Origin of the sequence: Aporhodopirellula aestuarii (genome assembly GCF_023701485.1) — a bacterium.
In the GTDB taxonomy this organism is placed as follows: Bacteria; Planctomycetota; Planctomycetia; order Pirellulales; family Pirellulaceae; genus Rhodopirellula; species Rhodopirellula aestuarii.
The window spans coordinates 1-26019 of the sequence record NZ_JAMQBK010000029.1 but is presented as its reverse complement, the minus strand read 5'-3'; the positions used below and the strand labels follow the sequence as shown (position 1 = coordinate 26019).

Below are 26019 nucleotides of genomic sequence, written 5' to 3'. Positions count from 1 at the left end.
GGCTTTGGCAAATTCAGCGGCGGCTCATTCGCCTTCCGTTGCTTCAGCGCTTTTAGATTTCTTGCGAGGCTTGCTCACTGCCTTCTTCTTTTTGGCTCGCTTCTTGGCTGGAGGCGTCCAGTTGCGGATCTGCTCCAGCGTGAGCCCAAGTTCTTGTGCTTCGGATTCAAGCAAGGTTTGGAACGAGGTGCCTGCTGTCTCGTTGTATTCGGGGTCAATCTCAGGATGCCATTGGTGAATCCATGGCAGCAATTGATCGAGTGCAGCGAGCAGCGGCGTCAGTCGTTCTGCTGACCAACCTTCTCGTTTTCGAGCATCGTAATAACTTGCGATGGCTGTTCCCTGCTGAAGATGGGTCCAGCCTGCCCAGCCGACAACCAACGATGGATCGCCTTCAGTGTGGCAGTTTGGAAAGCTAACAAATCTCTCTTTTGGAACGCCTAAACGTCCTCGCAATCGGCTGTAATCTGGCTTCATAAAGTCGGTGTTCGAATATTTAGGCGGCGACTTAATCTCGCCGATACCTTCACCCCGGTCTTCTTTTCGCTGCTGCTCCCACACTTGTTCCCAAACCAGTCGCTTCCGCAGTCCAGAAGGTTTGTAGGTCAAAGCTGGGAGCAACGGAACGGACTCTGCTCCAACGAGGTCATCAACCAGTTTCTTAAGATCGAAATCCTCACGCTGGCGATAAACCGACGCAACTGCTCGAAACGCTTTGTCGGCCCCCGCAATGTCTGCAATCCTTGAAGTGGACTTAAGTTGAGGCTCGCCCTGCCAATAGGGTTCACTTGCCAACCGCTCAAGGAGCCACCGCTTGCATTCGGTTCCGAGTTCGTTTTGCTGAGCAGTGAGATTAAAAAGCCCCTGACGCCCGATCCACCTTCGTTTGTAATGATCATCTTCTAATAGACGCAAATGCGCATTGGTCTTAATTGCCGACAACCGCTTTTGCCACATCTCACGAAGTTTGTCTGGCCACTCGACAGGAATCTCTGTTGGCGTATCAAACCCGTCAACATTTTTACCATGACGAATTTCAAACGGTCTCATTCCTGCATCGACTGAGACACCTTTCCACTCTGATTCAGAACTCAAGAGAGAATCGTCGACGAGTCCGTAAAGGGCATAGGCTGTAAAATCCAATTCTTCCTGTAAGAGGATCATTTGTGAGCGAAGCAGTTCCTTTTCCGTCTCACTTTCGGCAAAGGCTTTATCAATATCTATGTTCGCCGCTAGGCTCCTCCCGATAACTTGATATGCCGAAAGGTCAGAAATCTGCTTGCCTTTCGACTCAAGTAGCCTCGCTATCTCAAGAATACGGTCACGCAGGCGGCCTTCTCGAAAACCCTTCGGGATACTGATTCGAAGTAATTGCGTGCCAGCAAACTCGTAAGGGACCTTCGCCCGAGATTGGACTCTAACACCATCACCACCTGTCAATTGTTTTTGATGCGACACCTGCTTCATAAGAAAGCAAAACACAGAGCTATTGAGCAGGCCCAATAAGGCTAGATGGTCGTCTTCTGTGGCATCCTTTTGCAGCTTCACAAGTGGGGCAGACCGATTGAACACGCTACCTCCCCGATCAAGAACAAAGTGATTGTGAGAGGCGACGAATGGAAACGAGATTGATAGTGGTGTTGCGTACTTCTCCTTCGGAATTTGGTGGTACTCCCAAAATGTTCGACCAACTTCTTTATAGGTCTGTTTACTAAAGTCATTTCGATTCCAGAGCAATGTTCGCAGCGGCCAAAAATGCTGAAGAAACTCTTCGACTGGCAGGAGCGAAATTGAACTGTCGTAAGGGAACAGAACTCTGGTTTCCCAAGAGTAGGTCCAATCTCTCAGGTTCTCGCCCTCAACAAAGGGCCGGATATGCGTATCAGGCACACAGTACGGAAGTGCGCATTCGACCGGAAAGCTGTAGGCTTCATCTTCGCCCAAGATTGATCCGAACCCGATGCTGGCGCAATAATGGGCGAGACTATCGCAAGGCGCATTGTCAATCAGCATCTTTAACTCAGCAGCGCCACCACCCTCTAAACTCCACGGGTGGCGAGCAAGCACGGATCGGGACAGGTCCGCAACGGTCGAAAATTGATCGCCGGAGCCCACTGTGTCTATCTGAGAAATAATTGATTGCCATACTTGACCGTGCGCTGGATCGTCAGGGGTCGTTGGTTCTCCTTGTATGCCAAGGACACCACGAATCGTCTCGCCCATGGATTGTCGATTTCGGCCAAAGAGAATCACGGTTGGGGTGCCATGTCCCGGAATATAAGCACCCGAGGTGTCAATGACGTGGGTAAGGTCAATGGTGGGAAAAAAGTTTACGATCAGTTTCGTTCCAAACTCACGCTTCATGAAAGCGTTAGATGTAATCGTACCTACATAGCCAGCCATCCCGGTGGCACCAGAACATGCCACTTCAAAGAAGCGCTCAGCGAAGGGAGCGGCTAATGAGAATTTGCGATGACATGTTGAATAGCGGTCTCTATATGCTTGGTTTAGACTCCGATCCCGCACAATGATGTACGGCGGATTGCCGACAACAACGTGGTATTGTTGTCCGAGAACCTCCGAAATCGCCTCTTTATCCTCGCAGGCATAAATTTCTGGTGCCCAACTCTCTTCATCAGTAGAGAAGAACTGCTGTTCTCCCTTCTTTTTGCCGTCTCGATCCCAACGAGTGCCAAAAAGCAAGCTGTCGCCAGTAGCCAAATGAACTTTCCAAGCAGGGGCACTTCTCAAGGTCTTAATGTTGCACGCCTTGAGTGCCGCCACGATCAATCGAAACCGGGCAATCGCCACGGCAAACGGATTGATGTCCACGCCCCAAACGCCATCGAGGGCTTTCTGTGCAGCCACAATGTCGTTGTCTTCCCGCTTGACCCACAGGTGGAACAAGCGGGCAAAACCACCCAGTAAAAAGTGACCGGAACCACAGGTTGGATCGATCATTCGCACTTCGTCGAGACCAAACTCGTCGATGGCCGGATCGAGCGTGCGATCCAGAATGAACTCTTCGACAAACACCGGCGTTTGCAGAAGCGCATATTTCTTTCGGGCTCGCTCAGAAAGGTCTTGGTACAAGTCGCCCAAGAATCGTGTGTCGCCTTCTTCAACGTCGAACGTCCGTTTAAGATGGCCGCTATCGGTGTCGATCTCTCGCCAGAAGGCAAGCAGCTTCATCGCCGCATCACCACTGGGGCCAACTGCCCACAACGGCGTCTTCCCTTCAGCGAATAAATCCTGACACGCCGGGATCTTGCCGACTTCGTGGAAGACATGCTCAAAGTATTCACGATCTGACTCACGAGGATGCTCACGGAAGTAAAGCTCGTGCGAATCTTCGGCTTGCTTTCGTCGGTCGCCTTCACCTGCCAACCAGCACTCGTCAATCAGATGATTGTCTTCCATGAACCGCACAAACACGCAGCCCAGCACCCATGCCACAGCCACCTGATCGAGATAGTCCTCCCGCCAGACTTCAAACGCATCCGCCGTGCGTCCACCTTTTTCAATCTGCGTGTACGCTTCCCGCAATCCTGCATCGATCTCCCCACTGGCGGTACTGCGAGCCAACAGGTCTTCGGACAGTTCCGTGACCAGCTTTTTCAACTCGGGAAGTAATGTCTTGATATCAACCATGTTTACGAACCACTTCCTGTTGTCTTCTCGGCAGTTATTTCTTTGGTGCGGCCTCGATGCAGATTGTCGATCCAGTATTCCGAAACGGCGGCTCGCTGACCTTTGCTGATCAAGGGAATCTGAACGCCATCCAAGTACGGCATCTCGTTCTGGCTGTCCGTGGCGATCAACACCCAAACCGTGGGGCATTTGGCATCGTGACCCACTCGATCTCGCAGCGTTTGCAACACCGACATCATCTGGTAACGAGCGATCAGGCCGGGATGAACCAACAGCAGAGGCCGCTCGCTGTTCATTAACTCGGTCTCAATGTTCGGACCAACTTCGCTCATCAAATGCAGCAGATTCGCCCAATCATCGGTGTTGGTGCCTTCGGAATCGGCTTCGTACAAGTCGCTCCATGGGAATTCGTATTCCTCGGACTTGGCTCGTAATTGCTCAAACAACAGATCGTCGAACGAAACTCGTTCCAGTTCAGGGAACCGATGCAGCAGATTGCGTTCACAGGGCCGTAGGTAACTGGGCTTCACCGTCAGCACCAAGAAGCCGCCATCTCGATACGCATGTTGCAATCGGTCTTCGGTCTGCCGTGCTTCCGCCGTTTCCGGTGATGTGGAATCGACATGACGAGTGGACGTGGCGGTGTCTCGCCTGCTGCCAATTGACGAACCCGACGTGACCAGAATTTTGGCTTCTCGACGACGAAAGACTTCGGCGTCTGATTCCCATCGCACATCGATGCCGACTTTCTGAAGCATCAATTCCAGTTGTTTCGGATCGCTTGGCAATGCCATCGCTTCCGGGTAACGACTGCTGACTCGATTGTGAACCTGCCAGATCGTGAAGCCTTCGTTCTTCTCTCCTAGTCCCAAGCCACTGAGCGCCCCGATGCCCAACTTGAGGGCTCGCAGTGCTTCCATGTTGTGAGGATAAAGTTCCTGACGTGACGACACCGCCGCTTCGCTGCTCATCGCTGCCGCCAGCTTGATCAACCGTTCGTTACTAAACGGCTGGCAACCGGGAACCGGTGGTGGTTGCGTTACGTCATACAACTCCTGAAACACTCGCAACCGAGGCAACAGCGGGTCGGCCTTGGCAATCCGGTCGGCAACCTCGCCCAGCTTTTCAGCGTAAAGCGCCAAGTCATCCGTGCAGGCCACGACTGTTTTGCCAGCCAATCGTCGTATCTCAAAACGAGGTTCCGACAACGAGCCTTCCGTCTCCACCGCCGCACGAGCAATCGCCGATGCCAGCCGTTGTTGTTTGTTTGTGTCGATAGTTTCGGCAGCAGGCCGTAGCAGGATCGTCAGATCCACAAGTTCGCCCGTGGTGACGACGCCGCCCAATCGTTGAATCTGCTCGAACAATTCGTGACGAAACGCCGTCAGGAAAGAATCTTTGCCCCACCGCTTTTGATCCGCCGCCAACGCCTGACCGACCTTGGCACGAGTCTCATTCAAGGCGTCGGCCACATCCGACTGGCTGGGCCAAGCATCGACCGGAGTGTCATCTTCGGCCAGTAGGTTCAACAGGCCAGAACGAACTCGCCACTCGGTTTCCTTCTTGGCATTGCGAGTTCCCACGACTCGATTGTGCAATCGTTCAAGACTGGGGTTCTGATCGTCTTCGGTGGTGGATGTCTTCTTGGCTGTGACATCAGGGAACTTTTCTCGCAGTTCCGCAATGAAGCCCATGATCTCTCGTCGGTATTGATCACCGACACCACGCATCAACCGAATGTCATGGATGGAGCAGAGCAAAAGATCTTTGACGGTGGTGATATCCAGACTGTCCAACGCATCCCGAGCACGAGCCGACAGATCGAGTGCGGCAACCAGCGTGTCGAGTTCCGCTTCCTCCAGCGGAATCGTGGTCGTGACTTTCTCGCCACTGGGAGTGGTGACAGTTTGGTCATCGGCCTCCATGAAGACCTTTTCCCAAGCAAACCGCATCTCCTTGGCGTTGTCGAATCGCTTGTCGGGATCACGATCCAAAGCCTTGGTGAAGAACTTTGTCAGTCCTTCACGAACGCTCGGCTTGAACTTCTCAACGTCCAAGATGAGTTCGTCTTTGGTGTCAGCCGGATTGGCAACATCTTCCTCGCCCCACTTCGGCAGTTGATCATGCCCCAACGTCATTTCGTACAACGTGACACCAGCCGAATAGCGTTCCGCCGCCAAGTCCCATTTTCCCGACTTGCGAGTTTTCAGAAACGGATCGGTGTAACCCGTTGTCCCGATTCGCACATTGTCCAACGGTGCGCTGGTCAACGAGAAGTCGTACAGGATCAGTTGATTCTGCTGTTTGTTGAACGAGTGAATGCCAATGTTGTCTGGCTTGATGTCTCGATGAACCACGCCGTGACGTTCCAGTGATTCGACAGCAGACAACAGGTTGCTGCCGTAGCGTGAGAGCAAGTCGAGTGTTGGGACACCGTACTTCCGTAGATGCTTTGCCAGTGATTCCTCGCCTGCGACTTGCAGCACAAGGATCGTTTTGCCTGCGATCTCGATGGTGTCGAAGATCTGAATGACGAACTCGCTCTGAATCTTCTTCAGAGCTTCACCTTCGGCCACTAGCCGCAGATTATCGTCCTCGGTCAACGCCACTTTCAGAACGAACTCTTCGTCGTCTTTCGTGACCAGCAACGCTCGGGCCGTGGCACCTTGCCCCAAGACACTCTTAACGATGAAGTCCTGATCCAGCCGGTCGCCACGTTTTGCCAGCAGCGGATCAACGATGGCCGACTGATCGGGCGCAGTCAGTTCGTCTTCCACTTCGTCGAGCATCAACAGGAAGTCTTCGACGTTACCGATGCGAGTCAGTGCATCAGGATGCGTGCTCCACTGAATGAATTCCTCTAGCTTCGCCCCTGCACCATCCATCACCGACGACACGCTCAATCCTTTGCGGTCACGCAGGATTTGCGTCAATTCGCTCAAACTTCCCGCTGGTGGGCGAGACGTGAACAGGTGATATGCAATCGCTCCTAACGAAAAGATGTCGGACGCTTCCGAGACTCGCCGTGGATCGGCAACCGCTTCGGGCGACATGTAGACCAGTGCTTGCGACTCAACCAGATCTTCAACTTCCGTCACTTGAGCCGTGACACTGGTTTGCAGTCTCGCACCAACCTGCCAGTTATAGACTTGCAGGTAAAGTTGCGAGGGATCATCGAAGACCGACGATTCTCGAACCGTCATGGTTCCGGGCGGAAGCTGCTTTTCAGCCTCCGTGCGTCCGCCATCATCTTTCATCACCAAGATGCTGTAGGGCGACAACGAGCGGTGGATGACTCGCTTGCGGTGGGCATACCGCACGACATCGGCGATATCACGCAGGAATTTCAACCGCTGGGCCGTCGTCAGGTTGTGACACTGCGTGGCCAGATAGTGGTCAAAGCGTATCGAGTGCGGATCGGCATAACGGAACAATAGTGCCGGGCCGAGTTCGTGTTCCTTGTAGTCCGTGACCGGCAACACATACGGATGATTCAGCGTCCGGATGATTTCATATTCACGAATTGCCGCTCGTTTACGGCGCTGACGATCTTCTTCCGAATCAGCCGCCGCCACGGTATAGAGACGGACTCGCCGAAAATCGTTCTTCACCGACACATGTTCGGCAATGCGATCCTGATAACCCGGTCCATCGGCAATTAGTTCGCCCAGCACAAAGTCGCCGATCCGACGTGACTTCTGTGATGGCCGAATTCCCGAATCATCAATCGCTTTGGCCAAAGCACGAGCGACCTTGGTGTCGATGGTGCTGCGAAGCTCTGGGTCAATTCCTTGGCCTTCACGACGCATCAAAGCTGCCAGAATGCCTTTGCGTTCTTTCTGGGATTCAGATGCTTTGCGATCTTTTAGAAAGACACGATTTGCTGCCGGGCCGGTGAGATCACAGTGCAGATCGTCCGCCGAGAGGAAGACAATTGCATCCAGCCACGGAACTCGGATCTTCTTGGTGGCCGACTGAGATTTCAGCAGTGACGATAGCGCCTTGGCTTTTCGATTGGCCAGCAGTACCGGGTTGTCGTCGGAGATCACTCGACCTTCCGGCGTGGTGCGAGTCCAAGTTCCAGCATCGCCACGAACTCGTCCCGGCCAGCTTTTGATTTCGACCAGAAAGAACCCCTGCTTGGTCAGAACCAGCAGGTCCACTTCGTAGATCGCCCCATCGTGGGTCTGGAACTCAAAGTTCGACCAAGCACGATACGGATCATGATCCGGCAAGCCAGCACGAACGAAGTCGAGGCCACGCCGTTCATGCTCGTATTGCGAGGGTGTAATGATGTTCCAACGAGGTGTTTCCATCGCCTGCGGTCCGCCCCATTACCGAGGTTTTTTGTTCGGGTTACTTGTCTGTTTTTTCTTGCCTGCTTCTTCATCCGGCTCGACGACTTCGCTGGACTGGATTGGCCGCAGCAATTCGTCGAGTTCTTCCTGCTTAAACAACCGATAACCGTTCACCGGATGCCGATGTGCAGCGATCTTGCCAGCGTTCTCCCAGTTGCGAAGCGTGTTCGGCGAAACGCCGAGATACTCCGCCGCCTCAGAGATGCGCAAAAAGTCTTTGAGTTTGTCCATGAGCGGTTTCCACCTGCCACTAAACGGGCTATGCCTGTGCTTGGCCAACCCTACCAAACACAGTTACACTTGTCGATCAGGTGAGAATGGTCAGCAGGCATTTGCTTAGTTGCCGTTCTCGGTCGGTCAGATCGGAAACAGAGAGTTGATTCGGCAGGGGCGAAGACATGGCGGCCAAACAAGAAGCGACCTTCACAATTGAGATCATTCCGGGTGAGTCAATCGGGCCATTGCGACTGGGAATGAACACGACTGAATTGGATGAGGCCATTCGTTCATTAGGAGCCGACGTTCCGATCACACTCGACGATCTCGGCATTGTTGCTTGGAGCCGTGGTGATGACGGTGGCTGGACCAATACCAATGAAGCCGGGCCATGTGTGAGGCTAGGAATTCGTGTGTACAACAACGACCATAAAATTCTGTTGAAGGGTCAGCGAGTAAACAACATCGGCAGCGATGAAGCGATCCAACTTTTCGAGTCTTTTGCGGGAAAGGTCAGCCACTCCTATGGAGGTTTCGATGCTGCCAAGGCCGGAATCGATGCAGTGCGTTGGGAAAACTCTGATCCTTGGATTGATTCAATTTTTGTGATGGAGCCCAAAACAGAATGACTCACAATTTAGAGACTGACGCTGATCCACTTCTCGGTCAAACTTCGAAGAGGCAGCATTGAAAACATTTTTCTTCCATGGCCGGCACAACGTCGTCGGCGGCGTCAAACCGACGTACCTGAATGACGCTGGCCACGAAGCCCCGAATCCGGCTCTTGCCTTCACGACCGAGCAACAGTCACTCGATGTGTTGGATGGAATCAATCGCCGAGTCGCCAAAGGATGGTTTCCATCCCGTCCGCCGTTCGGTTACAGCAATCGCCGAGTCAATAAGCGGAGCATTATTGAAACGCACCCTCAAAACAGCAACAAAGTGCGATGGATCTTCGATCTTCGAGCCAATCACGGACTGCGTCGCAAATTCGATGGAATTGCCAGCTTGTGATGCATCTCATGTGCCAGCGTCCTGGCGACGAGTTCGGCTCGTTCTTAAGAGTGGTGTCACGGTACGCTTGAAAAGGTACCACCTGTGGGCGTCTCGCCGCCTATCTCCATTGAGCAGCAAACTAGTCTGTTTCGTCAACCTGAGGTGCAGCGTCAGTAAGCATTGCGACCTCTTCCTCGGTTGCGACGACAAGTACGCAGAGTCGGCGGATGTCGAAGCATCCATCGGTGTACAGGCACTTGCAGTGAGTCGCGAATTCGTCAGCAACGCGGAGAACAAGAATTCGGAAGCTGCGGTCCCACCTAGCCTTGGAAGCCGATTGTTCCTTCAACCTCCAATTGGTTAAAGCTTCCCTAGTGAGCCAATCCAATCGCCATGGCTTAATGGGATCTTTGCTTTCGAGGTGATTCTTTTCAACGATCTTCCTGCAGAACGAACGAACTGATTGTTCTCGTTGTTCGTCAGTTAACCGTTCAATCCCATCGATCTCGGATAACAGCGAAGCGATTGAGAGGATAGCGATTTCGTTGTCAGTGGCGTCCGGATATTGAGTTCGGCGGATGTAGTCAGCGAACTGCGAAAGTGCCACCTTTGCCAACAGATTGAAAGGTGGAATGAAAATGCTGCTAAGGTCAAACATCACGATCTGCTGAAAAGCCTCAGATGGTGGCACCGGTGCGTTTCCTCAGGAAACCGGCGTGAATCTGCGTTTTGCGAACCCACATTGGATAACGAATTGCAATCTATGTAGGCACAGGGGGAACATGAATAGATCGCGAGTTGAATCTTGTCGCCGCCCTGGCGTCGTCTTGGGTTGGAGTCAGACGGTTCCACTCGTCAGGATGATTCTACCAGATGCGACTCGGCGCGTGTCCACACGGGTTCCTAGGACCGGCGCTCACAGCGTCCCATTGCCAACGACAGAACAGGTTGTCACGGAAGCGAGAGAGCCTCTCGGCGGGCCGTGTGCCGCTCCAGCGAATCCCGGTGCCTCGGCAGTAGTCGCAGATCGGATGAAGTGGATGGCGATCGCAGGCTGACCACGAAAGACAGCAACGCTTTGTATGAATCCGTGGTCTTGCAGAGAGTCGTTTGGCTGGCCCCGAGGCAACCACCACACCAACCAGGAATGCTGGTCAGCCACACATCTCAAAGATCGGCGTCTCGCAAAGACCGAAGCCGTCGTTGTCATTGCTCATAGGAAAGATTCACGATTTCGAGATCCAAAACGGCTAGCGTCGGGTGCGCCGAAAGGAGAGCACGGAGAACCGACCTAGTTCGGAATCTTCGCCTCTCGTACTGAGATTGAGCGAATGGAATACTAGCCATTTTCTGCCAGTGTATCGATCCATTAGGCTGTGGTTCCTCCTTCATTATCGAACCATAATCATCATCTAAATGCCTAAGCAGGCTCAACTCATCTTCCCAGTTCCGGTCGAGATCCCACAGCAGGCCGTGCGTCTCGCACCAAGCAGTTTTGACTCCCTTGGGGATTGATTTCCGGGTTGAATGCTCCGACCACTGAGAACCGTTAAACAGTTCAACGCCCTGTCCTACGTAATAGCGAATCCAGTAACGCTCACGTTCCTTCGCTTGATCTTCTGCCTTCTTCTGGTCATCGTGCTGGAGTTCCTCGATGGCAATTAACTCTGCTTTACGACCTGCGTAAGAGAGGTAAGTTGGCCAAACGTCCTTAATCGTAAAATTCCATGCAGCCTTGGCGACGTGCATTCTGTAGCGCATTCCGATGTCGTTCGTGCGACCGACGTATCTGACAGTCTGCGGCATGGCAGGATCGACAAGTCCGTAAACGAACTGCTTATTGGTTGTCACAAACTTACCTTAGAAATCTCACCCATTGGCCCTGCACCGCACAGCGAGCCATCGTAGCGACACATTATGAGAATCGTCAGCGACCCACAGCGAAGATTATCACATCGCGAATCGCTAATTTCTCGCAAACCGCAAGCACTCGACTATCGGTAAAATCGATTCTTTGTCATCCAATCACTCGCAACACTCGTTCCTATGAAGAAGCCGATTAGCCCGCCAAACAAGCCGAACAATCCATAAGCGACTACACCACAGAAGACGCCAAAGACGATCGCGGATAACCCCGCATAAGTGTTCAACGCCTCTCGCTTCTTCCGTCCGCGTATTCCCAGCTGGTGAAACGCAAGATCGTAGAGAGGCTTCGTCGCTGGTTGGCTGAATCCGTTGGGGCGTTTTTGATTTCGATTTCTCTGACGGCGTTGCATATTCTTACTCGATCAACGTGGATTGGTAGGGACTGGGAAGCTATTTCACTCAGTAAACGACGCCTGCTGAGGCTCGTGACACGCTGGTCAGAATTTTTGACTCCTTTGGCTTGTACTGAACGAATCGAGCAGGATCACAAACATCCATCTAAACAGACGCCCGCAGCGATTGAACAAGGACATGTCAGTTGGCTGCATGTGTCAACGGTATTTGCGGCTACGTCGTGAAAGTCGAACTACCGTATTTGCGCAATCATGACATGCTCGGTAGTCACAGAGGTCAGGCACACGGACAGAGGCAAATTTGCCCACAGCATCGAAGATTTCGGTCGCGGCCCCGTTCGACGCGGGATTTTGGCAAATTTCGCCCGAGATGTCACAGGACGGGGGACTCAGTCGTTTCCCTTGTGACAGCCAGCCACCCGTTTGGTCGCTGGCACGCGAACGAAGTTTTGAGCCGCGTCCAACATGATTTTGACATACGACATCCGTGGCATTCAGAAAGCCATCTTCTCGGTTCCAAGGCTGCGATGCATTATCGGCACCAGCGAAACCATCGCAGAGTTCGATGGAAGTGTTAAGGCAGAATTCGGCGAACGCTGCATCTACGCGGGCGGCGGGGGCGGTGCAATCGAATTGACACAGGACGAAATCGATCCTTGCATCGAAACGCTGACACAGCGATCTCAAGGCCTCGGGTTGGACCTTCGTATCGGCACCGGCGACTCCCTGTCCGAGGCAAAGTCAAAAGACCGGTTGTACCCTTTTGTCCCACCTGCATCAGACGGCCCCCCCTGTGCCATTTCGGGTCTGTATCCAGTCGGGACCAACGACGCCTGGAAGAAGCAGAAAGATGTTCACCATATCATCGGTGCCCGCATGGAAGCCGGCTACGCTGATCGATGCGGCGGGCAGTTGGCAGAGAAACTGAAAGAGAGCATCGCGAGCCTATTGCAGGACGCGCAAAGTCACGAAGCGTTTCAGATGCCATGGCGGTTCTTCAAGAATGTCACCACGGAGACATCCGACATTGGCGAAGACAATCGCGACGAGGCCATCGCCGGATCGAACGCACTCGGTGGCCGAAACCGTTGGGCTGTCGTTGCAATGGATGGTAATGATGCGGGCAACCAACACCTGCGGGCCCAAAAACTCGTTGACGAAGGCCAATGGGATCCCGACTCTCGCGATGATTGGACACGCCGCATGAGCGGTCACTTGCGAACGATCACCCTCAATTCCTTTGTCACCGCAGCCTCATCCGCCATGCTGGATTGGATCGAGAGCGACTACTGGCGAGACAGCATCGTCAGCAACGGACAGGGCACTCATCTGGTCTTGCCGCTGCGACCGTTGATTATTGGCGGTGATGACATCGTCACCCTCATTGCTCCTGATATGGCGTTCGATTTTGTTACCGCACTATCACGTCAATTCGCCACGGAGGCTTCCGATGCTGGAGCGTCTTTTGAAAGTGAAACGGGGCGACCTTTGTGGCCCGCAACCGGTAACAGGCTGACCATCTCGGCCGGAATCCTTCTTGTGAAGACGACCTATCCACTCCATTCCGCGATCGCCTACGCGGAAAGGTTGCTGGCAAGTGCCAAGGGCAGCTTCCGCGGCAAGCCGGACTCGCCTGACGGCCCCACACCGGCTGCTGTCGATTTCGACATCGTTACAGACACGATGCTCGATACCCCTGAAATGCGCCGCCGCCGTGAACTGACCTTCCATGATGATGATCTAAATCGGGTGGTGCATTTGACTCAAAGACCGTACCGCATCGAGTCGTGTGCGGACGGCGCAAAGCAAGACGAGGGCGTCGAAACGATCGACGATCTGCAAGCAATGACCGACGATCTTTTTTCCGATCCCGAAAAACTACCCGGCAGCGTCGCCGCGGACCTGCTCCAAGTCATGACTCGACCATGGTCCTCCCGCGTGCAGTACTTGGTTTCGTTGAAACGAAAGTATCCGAATTTGGTAAGCCACCTCAACGAAGAAAACCCAAGCAAAACAGGCCGATTCTGGAAAGCTGATGCGCAAGAACAATCGACCAGTTTTATCGATGCATTGCTACTCGCAGAACACCGACACCGAATCGCACAAGGTCCCAATTGAAAGAAGCCAACGGCAAGAAAACAGTGTGCCCATTTGCATCACCACAGTTGACCTCCATTTCAAACATTCAACGGCTGAATCCCTGCACTCGATAGAAATCAACGAGCCGATCCCGTATGCCTAGAAAATATCCATTCACAATCACGCTCAATAGCGACGCTCAGCCTGCCACGGGTTTGGGCGGCGAAACATTCAACAGCCTCGTCACTCGAGACGCATCCGGAAACGTTGTCATCCGCGGTTCGCATCTCAAGGGGTTGATGCGAGATCGGTTCACAGCAATCGGCCGTCCTCTCGGATGGGACCCGACCTGGACCGATGCATTGTTCGGTCGACCGGGAAGCCAAATCGATTCCGATTCCGCCTTTCGCATCACCGATGCCACCACGGATAGTCACAACAACAGGGATCTCGTTCGCACAATTACTCGAACCGCGATCAGTAGCGAAGGCACCGCGGAGGAGCACACTTTACGAACCGACGAAGCCATTGCGGCAAAAACGGCTTTTCAAGGGCATATCATCGCAACCAACGATGACGAATCCTTGTTGGAGGCCTGGCAGTTGGCATTATTGAGTATCTCCGCTATCGGGGGTTCGCGGTCGCGTGGATGCGGCACCTGCGTGGTCGATGTTCCCGATTCGAGCGATGATGTCGCCACGTTGCTTCGCCGAGTCCACAAGCGGGCTGTCGAACCGATACCAACACGCCCGGTAACCACACCGGAACCCATCCAGCTCGCGGATCAGACCGTTCGCACTGTGCGATTGGTCTTTCACGCAACCGCACCGGTTTGCTGCCCCGAAATCGCCGATCGCACCAACACCATTCGTAGCGGGTTCGTGATTCCCGCGTCCGCCGTGGGCGGAGTCATTCTGCATCGACTCGGCGCGCTCGATCCCGCGTTGGCAACGGCGACGTTTGAATCGGACTCCTTTCTCGCTTGGCCGCTTTTGCCGATGGCCACCACTAGCGATTGGAAAGACGAGAAGATACTGCCCGTTCGCGTCGGGCTAACGCACCGAGGAGCCAAGTTCGCGATCGATGACCGCTACAAGGAGCATCATTTCAAGGATCGAGCGATTGAAGCGGTCAACCTGGCCGACCTACCCGATGGAGCACCACTGAAAGCGCTCGATGGAGTGCTGCTGCCTACTGCGGAAGGAGTCAAACTGTGGCGTGATTCTCACATGCCGCGTGTGGTCACAACGCATGGCGTACGCAATGACCCCAATACGCCCGATGGACGCAACCTATTCACCGTCGACGCGATGGCTCCGATGGTGTTTAGCGGCATCGTTCGTCTACCAGCAACGGCTGCCGAAAAGCTGATTGAAAGTTTGCAAAAGAACAACGATGTCACTTTCGGCAAAGGCCGAAGCGTTCGCGGGCACGGAACGCTGACCGCCGACGTACTCGATTCAGCAATGCCGTTCCGATCCATCGATGGGGATGCCGAAATCATCGTCACGCAGTCGCCGATTCAAGTGGATGTGCAACAGATTGACGGCGAACCTCAGTCCGCGGACGCGATGCTGCTGGCCACGCTACGTCACTGGTGCCAACGTCACGAGATCGCTCCTGAAGCGATCAAATTAGACGAAGCCGAAGCGTGGGCCACAACGTCGGTTCGCTTCGGTTGGAATCGAACATTGGCGACGCAAAACCAGAGCGACGCCGCGAATCCTAGCGACCAAAATTCCAATGAACAGGGACGTCTCTCTGCCGTCACGATCATCGATCCGGGAGCCGTGATTCGATTGCCGGTACGATTGAGCGATTCCCAATGGGAACTACTGATGCGAGGACTCGGTCCAGGTCGGCAACGGGGATTTGGTGCGGTATCGCCACACCCCGGCAAAGCGATTGGACTCTACAAACCCAACTCAGAGGTCTCCCGTCAGGGCAATCCTGAACTCGCTGACGCGATGAAAAAGGCGATCAAGATCGCAAACGACAACAACAACCGACTACCCACCGCCAGCCAACTGTCCGCGGTGCGAGAACGGCTGACGGAATCCCCTCAAGCAGCCAAAGACTACTTGCGGCAACAGAAGGAACGCACCGAACACATCTTCGCGGTGTGGGAATCGATCTCAAACCAGATCGACGAACTACTCGATCATCGTTACGGCATCGAGGCCCTCACCTATCTGATTCACAGCGCCACACGTGGCACCAAAACGGATACCGACGATTAATAGCGAGACGATTCTGACAGCCGATCTGCACGGACGATTCGCGCCAGCGATCGTGTCACTCGGATCGGGGCATCTTTTGATTCCGCTCCGCACCCCAAGGTCTCTACCGAATTAACGCCTAAGCTCATGACCACCATCGATAAACTGTTTTTCCCCATCGAGTTCCCCGAAGGCGTCGCGCCGGGCGAAGGTACCCAGATGAACGTGGCCACCATCTCGCGAGATGGGATCGGACGCTACGTTCTACGCGGCACCGCCATCGCCGGTTGTTTGCGGAGCAAGCACTCAAGACGAACAACACACGAGGGTGCCGCCGAACCCCAAGCGACGAAGTATTGGTTCGGATCAGCGGCGGACGACGAAAACGTTCAAGGATCCCTTGATGAAGACAGCCGTTTGGTAATCGAAACCGCAGTCCTCGACGTTGGCCGAACGGGCGAGGTACTGACCACTCACCATCAACGCAATCGCCACACGGGTGTCGTCGCCGACGCTGGTTTATTCACCGTTGCCTCCTGCCCTCCCGGCACAAGCACCATCATTGCCATCGAAGTCAAGGGTGGTGATGAATTTGGCGGCACCGACGGCATCATCCAATTTTTACACGAGACTTTTGCAGCCGGTATCCAGTTCGGCGGCAAGACCGCTCGCGGCGTCGGGCGGTCAAAACTGTCCGCCGAGGTGCAGCACCGTCGCTATCACATGCGTGACGTTGATGACGTCGCAGCGTACTTGCAAGAGACCCGAGCTTGGCAGACAGAATCGACGATCCCCGAGTCAGCAGCGAAGCTTCCCAATGCGAACGTCAAAACGGTCGAAGACCAACTGCACATCCAGGTCACACTGCAACTCGCGCGTGGTCAAGACATACTAATCGCCCAGGGGGCAGACAGTCGGATGATGCGGGTTCGTTCTGCCGATGGCGCCGAGCACTGGCGGATTCCTGGATCGACGTGGCGGGGTGCCCTACGTTCCTGGATGACCCGGCTAGCAGCCATCAATGGTGCCACGGTCAATGACTCTTACGAATACTTTAGCGACCTGCCGACTGAGAAACGGTCTCGTCATCCTGATGCCAAATCCATGAAAGAGCCGGAGTGTCCGATCAATGATCTGTTCGGCACGACGGCTAGCGCGGGACGCATCCACATTGCCGACACGCTCGTTCCGGCAAAGCACGGCGAAGAGCAATTCCGCATGCATGTCGCTATCGACCGTGTCACAGGCGGAGCGGCAGAAGGGTTACTGTTTCAGAACACAGTGCTGACACGCGGTTCGGAAGGCCCAAAGTTCTCGCTAGGGATTCAGATTGATCAACCAAGCGAAACGGAAGTTCAATGGCTCGCCGAGTCGTTGCTTGCCATTCATCACGGCGTTCTAAGAATCGGTTCGAGCAAGGCATCAGGACGACTCGAAATGAATGGTCAGATTCAAGCAGACGGACAACATGCGGACCTCTTCCGCCAAACAGTCGAACAATACTTTGCGCCGGAGGCGGTCTAATGTCGGAACAAGGCAAACTGAAGAAAACCAAAAAAGGCGGGTTTCAGCTTGAGCGATTGTCAAAGAAGGGCAAGCCGATGTCGAGCCCAGTTCCTGAGCCGGCACAGTGGTTTCGCCCGGACGATGTAACGACTGAAGGCGTCGATGCCGAGTACGAACTCGGGCCTGATGGCAATTCGGTTGTCAAAGTTACGATCGTCGGCAAAGAACCAGTCCCGCCAAAACGCTCGGCCGCGCCCAAACAAAAGGGGGGGAGAGGAGGCGGGAACCGACCGAATCAAAACCGGGGTGGGCATTCGACCGGTCAGCGGGGCAACGGCCACAAAAAGAAATCTCGCAACGAAATGAAGCAGGCCCCGCCGTCTGTTGTCGAGCGGCCGTTTCACAACCCCTACACATTCCTACCATTCGGCGATCCGACCGATCGGCGGCGTGAGCCCACGCTCCTGACCTCAGAAGAAGCATCCGGCGACCCCAGATACACCGGCACACTACACCTGAAGGTGACCACTCAGCGACCACTGATGACGCTGAACCCAAAGCCGACTTCGGGTGACAAAGATTCGCATCGCACCTATGCAGCGATGACGATCGGCAACGATGTGATCGTCCCCGCAACGGGCGTTCGCGGTGTGCTGCGAACACTAATGACGATCATCACTGGCGGCACGTTGGGATACCTCAATCAAAACAGCTACCTGTGCCAGAATCGTGATCTACCGATGGCAGTCCAGGACGGTAGTCTTACTGATGGACATCCCGACGCGGACAAAACGAAATGTATTCTCGCGAGAGTCGAGGAAGTTGGTACGGCGGTCAAACCAGGCCGCGTCCGCATCGGCGAGACCAAACTCGTCTTGGCCGGCGACCTGATCAAATTGCTCGGTGGTAACCAACGACCAGACGGAAAAGGGTCGGAACAACTGCGAAATGGGCATGCGTACTGGATTGGTTTCGATGGACGTGGAGAGATTGAATTCATCTCACCCGAGCGAACTGACCGAACGCCTTGGCAGGTCAAAGCATCCGGCACGCCCGTCGGCCGCGATGTGGCTACGGCGGATTTCAATCGGTATCGAGATGATCCGGATGCACAACGAAGTCTCCATCGAACCGATCGACGAGAATGGAATCGGCTGCGAATGCTACGCAAACGGGAAGGAATCTTCCTAGCTGATGAGTCCGACGAAGCCGTTGTGACGCTGGCACCGGAAATGTGGCAGGCCTATTTTGAACGTCATACAGGAGATGCAGCGAAGCGAATCCAAAAAGGCGATCTGGTTTGGTTGCAACTCTCCAAGGACGAACAATTTATCGAGAGTATTCAGTGGGCTCGTTGGGGGCGTGAGGGGGAACAACTCGCCGAGTTGGTGGCCAAGAAACACGCCGCTGTGTTGCCCGACCATATCGCCGTGGGAACTCGTGCACCCGATGGCAAGGTCGATGAGATCACGGCGTTATTTGGTCAGGTCAATGTCGAGCAGCATGACAAGGTCACCTCCTTCGCGGGACGTTTGCGGCCGGACAATTTAGTGTTCCAAGACGGAAAATCCAAACTGGAGCGAAATGTGGACTTGGCCCCGATGTCGCGTCCCAATCCGGGGTGCGTCGCATTCTACCGTGACAACGATGACCCCAAACGGATTTCTCAGGATGACGGGTTGCGTGGTTACAAGGTTTACCGCGTGGGTGCCGACGGCGACGAACCTTGGCGATGGACAGAGCAACCGGTCTTTGACCGTGACCGCCCGGCGGATGGCAGAACTCACAAACTGAATCGCACCGTCGACCTGTTGACCGCGGGCTGTATCGGAGAACTTCAAATCAGCTTTCGCTCTCTCTCTCAACGCGAATTGGCTCTCCTGATGGCGGCGTGTCACCTGCCATGGCGAATCGGTGGCGGCAAGCCGCTCGGTTTGGGTTTATGCGACGTGAACGTAGTGGCGCTCCGTGATTCACTCGGACGGGCAATGTCCGTCGAAGGATGGACCATCGGAGCCGGTCGGATTGACGGTTGGCAGTCCGATGTTTCCGAAGATTTTTCGGGGCGTATGAATGACTACCGCGCCTCGCAGCAACCTATCAAACGCCTGCGATATCCGCGTGCCGCGAAACGCACCAACCAAGGGATTAACGCAGGAGGACACATTTGGTTCACTTCGTTCGCCAAACCGCGGGTGGGTCGAGACAACACCAGCGAACCTGGACTGGAAACCACTGCGCTCGAGCGTGGAGGGAAACTTGAATCTCGGTTGCAAAAGGACGGTATCGAATTTGATGACGACTCGCTGATCTCAGGACAATGCCTTCCAAAGTTTCGTCCGGACGATCCCATGGCGGACCTGCTGTTCGGATACGACCTGCAGTTATCGCACGGCGACCTCGACGACCTGGATGATTTTCAACCCGGAAGCGGTCCCGATCCCAAAGGTCGCGGGCCAAAAAATCGTGGCCCCAACACCAACCCCAATCGCAGTTCGAGGCAAGCGACTAAGAAACATCGTGGCAGACGATAAATCTTCACCAACGGGTGTGATGGTGCAACAACGATAATGAACTGGTGCGAGGTTACCATCCAAGCGGGCGCCGCGACGGTTCGATTTCATCCCAGTCCCGATCGTTTTTGGACGATTGAACACATCGCATCGCATCCGTTACCGGATTGGACGGGGTTGAACTCGGTGACACTAACTGGACCGGGTGCGATTTGGATGTACGCTTACGCGGCCGCCCATGCCGCACAGGCGGGCGTTCCAACAATTCGTGGTGTCCTTGCGGACGGCCAAACCGCGCTGCGGCAGTTCCCGGACGCACCTTCGCGATCAGGTGAAAGCGAGGCGTTAACAGAGCGTTCCTCCGAAGACCAATTGATTCACGTGATCACCCAAACTGATCATGGTGGCAGTTCAATCACTTTGGAAGCGGACCTGCCGGCCGGGCGGTCGGCGAACGCGGCCGACATCCAATCTGCAATGAGATCGGCAGAAACGATCTTGCGAAACACACCACCGTGGCAGCGTTGCTACTTAACAGGTCGCGGCACGGTAGAAATGTATGCTTCACAATCCGTCGCAGCCGTTCGGTCCAGTGCATCGATGGTCATCGTGATCGCTCCACGAAATGGTCACATTGTCGTACACGGCTCGGATGGCGGGGTGGTCCCACGCTTGCTTCCTGAACACTCTCCGTCAACCGACCGCGGTCACCTCATCGGCGTCATCGGAGACCCCAACTGTGGCAAGTCCGTATTTAGCCACGTGCTGAATCTGTATCGTGATCAAGCGGGAGCGAGTGGTTGGCGAATGGACTGCGATGGCCAGGCCCCCACGCCGCCCTGGTATCTGAGTGGCAGGGAGCGACAACCGGAAGTCTTCGAAGATCTCCGTCGCCAGCAAAAACGTGCCTGGACGGATTCGATGGAAACCCATTTCACCTCACAACTACAATCGCTACGACGGCATTTTGCAGTTGTTGTTGCCGACCTTCCTGGAGGGGACCACCGACACAACCCTCCGCGGCGGATCCCCCCGGGCCGCGAAAGAATGCTGAGGGAGATCGATCAATTCATAATCCTGCAGCGACACGATCACCAAACATCCGAGTATTGGTTGGACGCTCTGAATTCACACCAGCTCGCCGATAGGACCGCAGCGATCGTGACGTCCAAGGAACCGAACACCGCGCCGTCACTGAGGCGGACGGCCGACACCGATAGTCAGCACTGGAAAGGGATTGCAACCGGACTTGATCGGTCTCGTTCGGCATCCGAACTGTGTTTGGCGATGGAACCGGCAATGGACACCCTCTGGGATCATCTGTTTCCCTCCAGTTCACTCGGCAAATCGTGATCGATCTTGATCCTCACCTCGCGTTGGGAGTTGAGTGGAAACGCACAAAGACATCACGAAAGGCTGCTGTGCCTGAGCGTTGACGTTTCAAAGAAGAATCGGTGCGGGACATGGAAAGCAGGTCCTCGCAAGCTCCGCGTTCACTCGGTCGCTTGAGCAACAACGGGATGCCGACGATCTCAAATTCTAGCTGGACAGCGCCACTTCGCGGCTTGCTGATTTCGTAAGTTGTGACTGTACCGCGAGTTATCTCGCTTGACTTGGGAGTCAAAAAGAAACGACCCTCCGTGTGCTAATTGTTTCACGACGAAACCACGGAAGGTCGCCTCTACGTCGCTACAGGATATCGCATCGCTCGGAAAGATGCTCGCCCAATTTCTCGCCCTCTTTGCCGATTGTTTCCACGGCGTCAAAGGTCGACGACTCTTTGCCGCATACGTTCGCGGGTTGCTCTCGGAGTTGCAGCGAAAGAACGTCGAAGCGATCGCGTTGAAGCAGGGGGTCGCACCGCGAACGCTCCAGCGATTCCTCGAATCCATTAAATGGGACCACGACGAAGTACTCCGTCGATGCCGCAAGGTGGTCGCCAGCGAACAGTCCGACCCAGAGGCCATTGGGGTGATCGACGAAACCGGAACGGCCAAAGCGGGCAAGGAAACTGTTGGAGTCAAACGACAATACAACGGAAACCGAGGCAAAGTCGAGAATGCGGTCGTCAGTGTTGCGTTGTCTTTTGCCACAGCGACTTTCCAGTGCCTGATCGCTGCCCGAATGTACTTGCCCGAAGACTGGGCCAGCGACACGCTGCGCCGAAAAAAACTCATGTCCCAGATGATATCCAGTTTCTGACCAAGCCGCAGATCGCGTTGGTGCTGATCGACCAAGCGATGGCCGATGGCATCACCGTGAAGGCATGGACGTTTGATGAACTCTATGGTCGAGATGGAAAGTTTCTTGATGGGCTTGATGAACGTAAGCAAGCGTTCGTTGGCGAAGTGCCGCCAAACTTTTATGCGTGGGCGCGAAAGCCCATTGTGTTGCGAAAACCGGGGCGAAACACCAAGGGACGACAAAAGAAGTATCCTCGTTTGGCCGTTCGCGACGCGAAGGCTTCTCAGGTGCAGAACTTGGCCAAGTACTCGCCCGGCTTGGCATCTCAAAGGCCGCAGCATTATCGCACACGGGACTCGCAAAAAGGTCCTGAGATTTGGGAAGTTCGATGGCATGTCGTCTATCGCAAGACTCAAGACGGTCGGATGGTCAGTTCGCAATGCACGTTGATCGTTGCCAAGAATGTTCGCACGGGTGAAGTGAAGTACTTCATCAGCAATCAAGTCCCCGGTCGAGACGGCTGGACGGTTCGCGAGTTGCTGCGAGTTGCGTTTGGAAGATGGAAAGTGGAAGCATGCTTTCGCGAAGCCAAAGAAGAGCTGGGCTTGGATCACTTCGAGTGTCGCGGATGGGAGTGCGTCCATCGTCACATGATTGTGACGATCGTCAGCCAATTGTTTTGTGCTCGCGTTCGTCATCGTCTATGCCGCAGCGAGGTCGTCACCGACGCCGAGCGTCTGACACTTGAACAGGTGCGTCGGGCGACCGATGTGGTGATCCGCTGCCTCTGCCTTCCCAAACGGCTTCGAGACGAGCAGTACGAAGCGGAGCGTCTCCGAATCAGCTACCATCAACGTCGCAATGCTATCGCAAGTCGTTACCATCGCAAGAAACGTATCGCTGACTATCATGACCTCGGAATCGACCCCGACCAAATCAAAAGCGTCGAGCCAAAATCCCCGTGAAACTAAACCCAACAACATCAAACTGGCGCTGTCCAGCTAGATGCCGATTTGCCAGAGGCGTGCGAGGCTGTAGTTCTGGTCCCTCCATGTCGCTCAGCGTCAAATAGGTTTCAGCGGCGATTTAGCTGCCGACAGTACTGAGACTCGTATTGAAACGAGTACAGTTACGAGGTCCCGTTTCAATTGGCCTGGGATTGGTCGGCAGTACTGAGACCCGATGCCAAGATCATTCGAGGCAAGATGGGTAAGTTTCAATGGCCTGTGATTGGCCGGCAGTACTGAGACGAAAGGTTCAGGCCGAGCATACGGAGCCGACAAGGCGTTTCAATGGCCTGTGATTGGCCGGCAGTACTGAGACGCGTATCTAGACCTAGCTCACATGGACGAGCTAAAGTTTCAATGGCCTGTGATTGGCCGGCAGTACTGAGACGATGCGCAAGAACTCGCCGCGTTCATGACCGACCGTTTCAATGGCCTGTGATTGGCCGGCAGTACTGAGACCCGTAGTGACTTTCGAATCCACAGTGTCGAATGTGTTTCAATGGCCTGTGATTGGCCGGCAGTACTGAGACCCTTGCGATTAGCGAGGTAAAACTGGCGATCATCGCGTTTCAATGGCCTGTGATTGGCCGGCAGTACTGAGACAGGAGCATATCCCGCACAACCCAGTCGATGAGCTGGAGTTTCAATGGCCTGTGATTGGCCGGCAGTACTGAGACAGAGGGATCGCCTACTATCTCGCCATGCTGGAAGAGTTTCAATGGCCTGTGATTGGCCGGCAGTACTGAGACCTACGCCTAGTCGGTATGCGATTGTGCGGTAAGTTTCAATGGCCTGTGATTGGCCGGCAGTACTGAGACCCAGCGGAGATCGTAGAAGGCGTCTACGCCGACTGTTTCAATGGCCTGTGATTGGCCGGCAGTACTGAGACCACTCGAAACTGACCCGGACCTATGTCCAGGATGGTTTCAATGGCCTGTGATTGGCCGGCAGTACTGAGACGAAGAGTCCAAAAAGACCATCACGCCTCCCAAACGGTTTCAATGGCCTGTGATTGGCCGGCAGTACTGAGACGGCGTCAATGTGTTCACGCAGCCAACTCCCGAGTTTCAATGGCCTGTGATTGGCCGGCAGTACTGAGACCTCGGCGGAGAAGGATCGCTATATGGACGACTGGTTTCAATGGCCTGTGATTGGCCGGCAGTACTGAGACGCGGACATTGAAAAGAAACGCAGCATTGGATTCAGTGCGTTTCAATGGCCTGTGATTGGCCGGCAGTACTGAGACCATTGCTATGCACACTCTTCATCAGGCCCTGCCTGTTTCAATGGCCTGTGATTGGCCGGCAGTACTGAGACATCGCCGCAAGGCGTGGACCATCGCAGATCACCCCGTTTCAATGGCCTGTGATTGGCCGGCAGTACTGAGACCCCGGATGATCTAGCCGCTACCATGCGGAAGTGGCGTTTCAATGGCCTGTGATTGGCCGGCAGTACTGAGACACGTGGTTCGGCAAATGGGTAGAGCTTTTGATGTACGTTTCAATGGCCTGTGATTGGCCGGCAGTACTGAGACAGTTAAGTACGCAACCACAAAGAACAGCACAAACCGCGTTTCAATGGCCTGTGATTGGCCGGCAGTACTGAGACGGTGAACCATTCATCTTTGATAGCGTCGGCAATGCTGTTTCAATGGCCTGTGATTGGCCGGCAGTACTGAGACGGTCGCCGTCGCAAGTTACCTTCAACGCTGCACTTAGGGTACGGTTTTGCCTGAGTCGAGACAAGATGCCCTTGGAAATGCGGGTCGCGATGATTTGCTCGCAGGTGCATTGACCTAAGTCCTTACCCAATAAGAATCTACAACTTGCCTAGTTCGCGATGGTCAGAATACGCTTAAATCCGCTAACCAATCGATTCTCCCAAATATCATCTACCTGTAAAGACATCACGGCGCATAGGGCCCATCATCGAGCTCTCGGGCAGCACGGGTCGCCCGTTTTTTCAGATACGCCGCCGCGCGGCTGGTCGATTCGCTCACTCGACTCCGAAGTCCCTCCGACCATCGCTGCAAGGCATGATCAAGATGTTGGACAAAGAAATTCTGATGCCAATGCTCTTCCAATCGACCTAAGACCTGGGGCAATTTTTCGCTTGAAAGCCGACATCCCGTTGGCTTTCGTGTTTCAAAATCCGAGATCTGAACCATGCGACGTGAGATCATCCCAAGTACAAAGCGATCGACCACTGGGATCCGCAGTGGCTCCATCAGATCACACGCCATACTCATGCGTCCCGGTCGGAACTCGTGCAAGGCTCCGAGCGAGGCTTCATAGCCGGCCGCCTCGATCCGCGCTACCGTGCGACGATACAAGTGCATGTATCCGAGACTGAGCAAGGCGTTGACGGGATCCTTGGGAGGACGACGATTGCGCCCAGAGAACTTCCATTCATTTGGCAACCAAATTCCCACACGCTGATACCAGGCTGCGGCGGCCGATCCTTCGATGCCTCGGAGAGCAGCCACATCGGCCGATTCGCACTGCCGGATAGCTGACTCGATTTTTCCGAGGTCGCCTTTGCAGACCGTTCTCCCTTGTCGCTGATAGTGCCGAGTGGCCGAGACAACCGTCTGTAGCTTCTCGCTCACCACCTGCCGAGCCGTTAATGTTTGCCACGTCCGGTCTTCCCAGGCCGCATATTGCATCAACCGCATCAGTGATCGCTCGGTTTGGTCCACCGAAAGCCGACCGCGAAGATACGCGCCGCCCGGCGTCATCCAAGAAACGGTAATCCCCGAGTCACTCGCCAATTGCATCGCCGAGGTGGTCAAGGTGACTTCGTCATAAGCGATGATCTCGTTCAGATCACCGGCATCAATTCTCAATTGACGTCCCGATTCGGTCTGAAACTCAAAATGATTCCCCCGCTTGTGCAAGCGACCAGCCCCGCACAAGTGCGTCACGCCGACAGCGACTTGAGGGACCTGTGTTACGTTGTTGTCTGGGCGTTGGCGGAAAAGGAAACGTCGCATAGGACTTGTTCGGAAATAA

At 54.6% G+C, this 26019-nt stretch carries 13 protein-coding genes, 1 pseudogene and 1 CRISPR repeat array; of the genes and pseudogenes, 8 read left to right on the top strand and 6 right to left on the bottom strand.

The features are described 5' to 3' along the window. Positions 1–24: 24 nt before the first annotated feature. Genes pglX through NB063_RS10670 form a run of 3 tightly spaced genes read right to left on the bottom strand, consistent with a single transcriptional unit; the run spans position 25 to position 8240 of the window. The gene (gene pglX / locus NB063_RS10680; RefSeq protein ID WP_250928721.1) at positions 25–3651 is read right to left on the bottom strand and encodes a BREX-2 system adenine-specific DNA-methyltransferase PglX; all 3627 of its coding nucleotides are present in this window, start codon (positions 3649–3651) and stop codon (positions 25–27) included. 2 nt (positions 3652–3653) lie between these two features. Further along, entirely contained in the window at positions 3654–7967 is a 4314-nt protein-coding gene (pglW, locus tag NB063_RS10675) for a BREX system serine/threonine kinase PglW (protein ID WP_250928720.1), read from the bottom strand. 18 nt (positions 7968–7985) lie between these two features. Continuing rightward, positions 7986–8240, bottom strand: coding sequence for a MerR family transcriptional regulator (locus NB063_RS10670; protein ID WP_250928719.1), 255 nt, complete (start codon positions 8238–8240; stop codon positions 7986–7988). A gap of 242 nt (positions 8241–8482) precedes the next feature. On the opposite strand from NB063_RS10670, the gene NB063_RS10665 reads away from it, so the two are divergent. Together NB063_RS10665 and NB063_RS10660 are read left to right on the top strand one after the other, a co-directional pair. Further along, positions 8483–8854 (top strand): hypothetical protein, encoded by a 372-nt coding sequence (locus NB063_RS10665; protein ID WP_250928718.1) that lies wholly within the window; start codon positions 8483–8485, stop codon positions 8852–8854. Positions 8855–8912: 58 nt separating this feature from the next. Then, positions 8913–9239 (top strand): hypothetical protein, encoded by a 327-nt coding sequence (locus tag NB063_RS10660; protein WP_250928717.1) that lies wholly within the window; start codon positions 8913–8915, stop codon positions 9237–9239. Between the two features lie 121 nt (positions 9240–9360). Here NB063_RS10660 and NB063_RS10655 read toward each other — a convergent pair whose 3' ends face one another. Both NB063_RS10655 and NB063_RS10650 read right to left on the bottom strand, forming a co-directional pair. Then, positions 9361–9912, bottom strand: coding sequence for a hypothetical protein (locus NB063_RS10655; protein WP_250928716.1), 552 nt, complete (start codon positions 9910–9912; stop codon positions 9361–9363). A gap of 515 nt (positions 9913–10427) precedes the next feature. Continuing rightward, positions 10428–11072 carry a hypothetical protein gene (locus NB063_RS10650; RefSeq protein WP_250928715.1) on the bottom strand — a complete coding sequence of 215 codons (645 nt, stop codon included), beginning with the start codon at positions 11070–11072 and terminating at the stop codon, positions 10428–10430. Positions 11073–11965: 893 nt separating this feature from the next. Here NB063_RS10650 and NB063_RS10645 point away from each other — a divergent pair. From NB063_RS10645 to NB063_RS10615, 6 genes and pseudogenes are all read left to right on the top strand, one after another. Next, positions 11966–13618 carry a Cas10/Cmr2 second palm domain-containing protein gene (locus NB063_RS10645; RefSeq protein ID WP_250928714.1) on the top strand — a complete coding sequence of 551 codons (1653 nt, stop codon included), beginning with the start codon at positions 11966–11968 and terminating at the stop codon, positions 13616–13618. 116 nt (positions 13619–13734) lie between these two features. After that, positions 13735–15819, top strand: a complete 2085-nt coding sequence (locus tag NB063_RS10640) for an RAMP superfamily CRISPR-associated protein (RefSeq protein WP_250928713.1) — start codon at positions 13735–13737, stop codon at positions 15817–15819. Positions 15820–15945: 126 nt separating this feature from the next. After that, a complete protein-coding gene (locus NB063_RS10635) occupies positions 15946–17322 on the top strand; it encodes an RAMP superfamily CRISPR-associated protein (protein WP_250928712.1) in 1377 nt (458 codons plus the stop codon). Then, positions 17322–19838 (top strand): hypothetical protein, encoded by a 2517-nt coding sequence (locus tag NB063_RS10630; protein WP_250928711.1) that lies wholly within the window; start codon positions 17322–17324, stop codon positions 19836–19838. The genes NB063_RS10635 and NB063_RS10630 overlap by 1 nt, the downstream gene beginning before the upstream one ends. Positions 19839–19874: 36 nt before the next feature. Next, complete coding sequence (locus NB063_RS10625) at positions 19875–21170, top strand: alkaline phosphatase family protein (RefSeq protein WP_250928710.1); 1296 nt, start codon at positions 19875–19877, stop codon at positions 21168–21170. A 363-nt stretch (positions 21171–21533) separates the two neighbouring features. Next, positions 21534–22966, top strand: a pseudogene (locus tag NB063_RS10615) (IS701 family transposase). A 177-nt stretch (positions 22967–23143) separates the two neighbouring features. Beyond that, a CRISPR array of direct repeats spans positions 23144–24689; the repeat unit is 37 nt; unit sequence GTTTCAATGGCCTGTGATTGGCCGGCAGTACTGAGAC. A gap of 225 nt (positions 24690–24914) precedes the next feature. Here the strand turns inward: NB063_RS10615 and cas1 are convergent. Beyond that, the coding region (gene cas1 / locus NB063_RS10610; RefSeq protein WP_250928707.1) for a CRISPR-associated endonuclease Cas1 at positions 24915–26019 on the bottom strand (1105 nt) is incomplete at its 5' end.

Coding starts and splice junctions, on each gene's coding strand:
- pglX (WP_250928721.1), bottom strand. CDS start 3,651: ATGGTTGATATCAAGACATTACTTCCCGAGTTGAAAAAGCTGGTCACG.
- pglW (WP_250928720.1), bottom strand. CDS start 7,967: ATGGAAACACCTCGTTGGAACATCATTACACCCTCGCAATACGAGCAT.
- NB063_RS10665 (WP_250928718.1), top strand. CDS start 8,483: ATGAACACGACTGAATTGGATGAGGCCATTCGTTCATTAGGAGCCGAC.
- NB063_RS10630 (WP_250928711.1), top strand. CDS start 17,322: ATGTCGGAACAAGGCAAACTGAAGAAAACCAAAAAAGGCGGGTTTCAG.
- NB063_RS10640 (WP_250928713.1), top strand. CDS start 13,735: ATGCCTAGAAAATATCCATTCACAATCACGCTCAATAGCGACGCTCAG.
- NB063_RS10625 (WP_250928710.1), top strand. CDS start 19,875: ATGAACTGGTGCGAGGTTACCATCCAAGCGGGCGCCGCGACGGTTCGA.
- NB063_RS10670 (WP_250928719.1), bottom strand. CDS start 8,240: ATGGACAAACTCAAAGACTTTTTGCGCATCTCTGAGGCGGCGGAGTAT.
- NB063_RS10635 (WP_250928712.1), top strand. CDS start 15,946: ATGACCACCATCGATAAACTGTTTTTCCCCATCGAGTTCCCCGAAGGC.
- NB063_RS10645 (WP_250928714.1), top strand. CDS start 11,966: ATGATTTTGACATACGACATCCGTGGCATTCAGAAAGCCATCTTCTCG.